This window comes from candidate division WOR-3 bacterium, from assembly GCA_016867815.1.
Taxonomy (GTDB): Bacteria; Hydrothermota; Tepidihabitantia; order Tepidihabitantales; family Tepidihabitantaceae; genus UBA2258.
Genome location: VGIR01000154.1, coordinates 1 through 4,460, shown reverse-complemented (window position 1 = coordinate 4,460; position 4,460 = coordinate 1). Strand labels below are relative to the sequence as shown.

Here is a 4,460-nt window from a genome sequence, read left to right as displayed (position 1 = left end):
CGAACGGCCCAACTCCCTCGCGATTCCAGACGCTGTCCAGGTAGGAGTGCACAATCCTGTTGCCCGGTGCTCGGTAGCAGAAGTGCAGGACGCCGGTTCCGGACAGCTTGAGTGATGGTGAGGACCAGTTGCCGACCGTGTCGACGTACTCGAACTGCCACTCAAACGCTTGAGCAGGCATGCCGAGTAGAACCAACAGCCCCATGAGAGAGCAACTTCGCATGTCTCCTCCCTACTGCTGAATCACGACCTTGATCGCTGGTGACGGCTGCGTGCCGGCAGATGCTCGCATCGGACAGATGAAGTAGACGCCCGATGGCACGTGCCCGACGTCGTTCGGGCCGGGACGAAGGCACAGGACCTTCTGACCGGACGAGTTGATGAGCGTGGCTTCTGCGGTGGCCGCCAGCCTCAAGACTCCTCTGACCAATGTAGGCTCAAGCCCTCGCGCCAGTCTGTGTCCGGGCTGTTCTTCCAGACCGAGCATCGAGTCGCGGATGACCGAGATGGTGGCAGAACTGCAGTTGGCGACGTACATTCGTGCCTGCTGTGGATTCCACGCGAGAGAAACAGGGGTAGTGCCGGGATACAGCAGCTTGACCTGGCTGTTCGATGCGCCGTCGAGCACGACAACGTAGCCACTGGCATTGTCGCTACCCACACAGTAGACGCGGTCATTGAGGTCGGAGTGATGCAGGGCGGCAAACCCCACTGAAGACCAGATCCCCCTGGCCTCTACGCTGTCAGTCTGTGCGTTGATGATGGCTATCCCGCCCCCGGCGTTCGCCACATAGATCTTCTCATCAGTCGGGTTGTAGCATAGCGCGCGGGGACTCGTGCCGACACTCAACGTCCTGGTCACGCGCAGCGAGTCGCACGCGATCACGGAGACGGTACCACCAACCTTGTTGGCGCAGTAGAGCTTGGCTGCCGACATTCCCAGGCACAGGGCACTCGGTAGGGTGCCGACGGGAACGGTCGCTGTCACACTGTCAGTTCGAGTATCTATGACGCTAACGCTGGCGCTGCCACTGTTGGCGCAGTACATCCTGCGGCGTTCGGGGTCGTGGCAGAGGGCATTCGGGTAGCTTCCCACCTGGGTTATGGCCAGCACACCCGCAAGCGCAGAGTCGGCGACAGTCAAACTGTGAGCGGCATAGTTTGCCACATAGACTTTGCCCGACGCAGAATCGCACGCGACGGCACTCGGGCGGAGCCCGGTCCCGAGTGAGGCAGTGACGCTGTCGCCACTGCCGGAGATGGCCACGACGCTGTCGGCCGTGTAGCAGGCGCAATACACCCTGTCGGCAACGCGGGAGTAGCAGAGAGCCCTTGAACCCCGCCCGACCTGCAGGAAGGCCCGAGGCTCGTTGGTCGCTCCGTCAATGATGGTCACAGTCCCAATTCCCTCGTTGGCACAATAGACCTTGTTCCTCAGCTTGCTGTACACCAGATCCACGGGAAGAGCTCCGACCGTGGAAAAGCGGGCAAGTACGCTGTCACCGGCTCCGTCGACAACCACAATTGTGTCCTTCACACCTTGCGCAACGTACAGCCTGTCACGAACCCGGTTGAAGCACCATGCGTTGTTGCTGGTCACGGGTATCTCGGCAGTGACGGAGTCACCTGCGCCGTCAACGACCGAAATGACGCTGCCATAGTCGGCGCAGTACATTTTGTTGTCAACCGGATTCGCGCACAGCGCGCGCGGATTGTACGCGTTTATGCGCAGAGACCGGATCAGACTGTCGCTGCCAGCATCAATGATCTCAACTCGGCCCGAGCCACCGTCGCAGGTACCGCAGTAGAGCTTGTTCGAGGCGGGATTGAAGCGTGCCGGAAAAGAGGCATAGCCTATCGGTAGCTGGACAACTATGGTATCGCTCTCACCATCCACCCCTACCATACGGCCTGTGAAGCCGTGGTCGTCGTAGAAATAGTAGGACTTGTTGACAGCGGTATTGCACGCCAGACCACACCACCCGTGGCCGCCATCAAAGCTGAAGTTGGCGCGTACCTGGTTCGTGACGCCGTCGAGTATGTAGAGCTTCTTGAGGCTGTAGGTATCCGGATTGCAGCCAACATAGACCTTGTTCGCCAGCGAGCTATATGCGAGAATCCTCGGATTGACAAATACCTGCACCGTTGTGATGACCGTATCGCCGCCGCCGTCGATGACAGTCACGCTATTACTCGTCTTGTTTGCGCAGTACACCTTGTTCTCGCGTGTGTTGCAGCAGAGTGCCGCGGCACCAGCGCCGCAAGACAGGACTGCGACGATCTCGCCGGAAGTCCCGTCAACGACGGTGACTTCGTTGACGTCGGGGTGCATGCAATACAGCTTGCCCGCGACCGGATTGAGGCACAACTCCATGACGTTGTGCCCTGTCCGTATGACCCGCACTGGCTGGTTCGTCTGGCCGTCGAAGGCAAGCACGTTTCCGTCCAATCCCTTCCCTCCGACATAGAAAACATCGTGTATCGAATCGTAGGCAAGGCACCAAGGCTGTACCGGGAGAGCAAGCGAGTCACACAGAATCGTCGTCTCCAACCACTGTCCGGTGACCGCGGACAAGCAGCAGCAGACGGCCAACAGCATAGCAGCCGGTCTCATGTTTCCTCTCAACCTCGTGACCACGACCTTCTGGGCTCCACCCCTCCCTGCCTTCCGCTACCTCTGCAGCACGAGCTTGCGCGTGGCGGCGAAACCCTCGGCCTCGAACCGTACCAGGTAGACTCCGGCTCCGGCCAGGCGGCCGGCCACATCGCGGCCGTTCCAGTCAAGAGAGTAGTAGCCCGGGGCCAGCGAAGAGCTGTAGATGGTTCGCACCACCGTCCCGGCGGCGGAGTAGATTCTCAGGGTCGCCGGCGTAGGACGCGGGACGCCGAAACGGATAACGGCCATGCCCGCTGACGGGCTGGGCACGACCCGGTCCAACGAAAAGACTCCGGGCAGTCCGCGCTGTTCGGCGACACCGGTGAACGGACTGACGACGATCGAATCGTGGATCGCATCGTTTGCCGAGTTGGTGTCGCTTGCGAGCATCGTGGAACACGTCACCGCGAAGGTGCCGAGCTCCAGCGCGTCCCAATCCTCAAAGTCGGCCGTGTCGGTCGCGCCGGGCGCGAGCGTGAGTGACACGGTATCGGCATAGTCACTGCCGATAGCGAACCGGACGTCAAACGTCTCTTCTGTCGAACCGGAATTGCGGATCGCGGCCCGCGGTGTGACTGATGCGCCGGAATCAACCGTGTCCCGGGGCGCGAGTATCTCGGTCACTCGCACATCGTGGGTAGGTACATCTATCGCATAATACTCGCTGACCTGCAGGCAGAGCGTGTCCTGGAGTTGGCGGCCGCCGAAAACCCAGATGCCGGGTACGCCGGTGCCTCCTCCCGCCTCGGCCGGAATGAACACGCCGGCGTGGTTGCGACGGGCTTGGGCGAGGCGCGGGAACGTGTCCCACGTATCGGTCGCCGTGTGGTAGATGTAGCAGTCCGTTGACTCGTAGGGCCAGACGCCGCGATCGGCGACGATGATGTCACCCGCGAAGTCGCCCGGTTTGTCGGAGTCGAACCCGAAGGCCCGGACCTGCGAGTTCGAATCGGGCATCCTGGCGACATACTCCCAGCCGGAAGCTGTGTCGTTCAGGTTGAGCCTCTGACACTCGGCGCGCGGATAGAGCAAAGAACTGGACCAGGTATCGCCGCCGAGCGCATAGAGGAAGGAGTCGACAAGTGCGACAATCGGGTAGGCGCGGGCCAGCGGCATGTCCGCCAACCGCGACCAGCGTGTCCCGGCCGTCGCGAGCGGGTCGAACGACCAGACCTGGGCGGAGGTAACACCCGTTGCCTGGCTGAATCCGCCCATGCTGTAGACGATGTTGTTGTAGACGATTGACGAGTGAGCCACCGTGATCGAATCGCCGGCGCGACCCGGGAACGCGTCGGTATGCATGACCACGGCCGTGTCGCTGATTGGGTAGTAGACCTGGATAGAGTCGATGTAGTTCGGGGCGGCGTCGATGCGTCCGCCGATGATGTAGAGCCCGAACGTGTCTCCGCCGCTCAGATTGTAGTTGTCGCGCAGGAGGCAAACGTCATAGTTGGAAACCGCCAGAGGCATATTGGTACCGACGTCAGCGTAAGAGTCGGTGCTGGGCGTGTAGCTGTAGATGTCGGGTAGGGTCGTGGAAGTTCCGAAGCGACCGCCGAGGAAATAGACCTTGGCCGTGCCCGGGAAGTACTCGCCGTCGAAACGGCAGTAGGCGAACGACGATTGAGGTCCGTTCTGCCATGACTGACCCGTCGCCATGCCGGCGAGTACGCAGCACAAAGATACGAGCACGAACTTGTTCATCCCTTGCCTCCTGAAGGTTGCCGTTCAGTCATCTATCGGGGCTCGCTCGCACCGGCTGTGGGTGCAGACTGCACAGCGAAAGCAGGGCAGCCACCGGCGC

The 4,460-nt window shown here is 61.2% G+C and carries 3 protein-coding genes; all 3 read right to left on the bottom strand.

Features of this window, described 5'->3' with window-relative positions; translation table 11 throughout:
• Positions 1-223 (bottom strand): hypothetical protein (locus tag FJY68_13595; GenBank protein MBM3332859.1); only part of this gene is annotated, 223 nt, incomplete at its 3' end.
• Positions 224-232: 9 nt separating this feature from the next.
• Positions 233-2,614, bottom strand: a complete 2,382-nt coding sequence (locus tag FJY68_13590; protein ID MBM3332858.1) for a YncE family protein — start codon at positions 2,612-2,614, stop codon at positions 233-235.
• A gap of 57 nt (positions 2,615-2,671) precedes the next feature.
• Positions 2,672-4,360: a hypothetical protein gene (locus FJY68_13585; GenBank protein MBM3332857.1), complete on the bottom strand. Its 1,689-nt coding sequence runs from the start codon at positions 4,358-4,360 to the stop codon at positions 2,672-2,674.
• Between the last annotated feature and the right edge of the window lie 100 nt (positions 4,361-4,460).

Coding starts and splice junctions, on each gene's coding strand:
- FJY68_13590 (MBM3332858.1), bottom strand. CDS start 2,614: ATGAGACCGGCTGCTATGCTGTTGGCCGTCTGCTGCTGCTTGTCCGCG.
- FJY68_13585 (MBM3332857.1), bottom strand. CDS start 4,360: ATGAACAAGTTCGTGCTCGTATCTTTGTGCTGCGTACTCGCCGGCATG.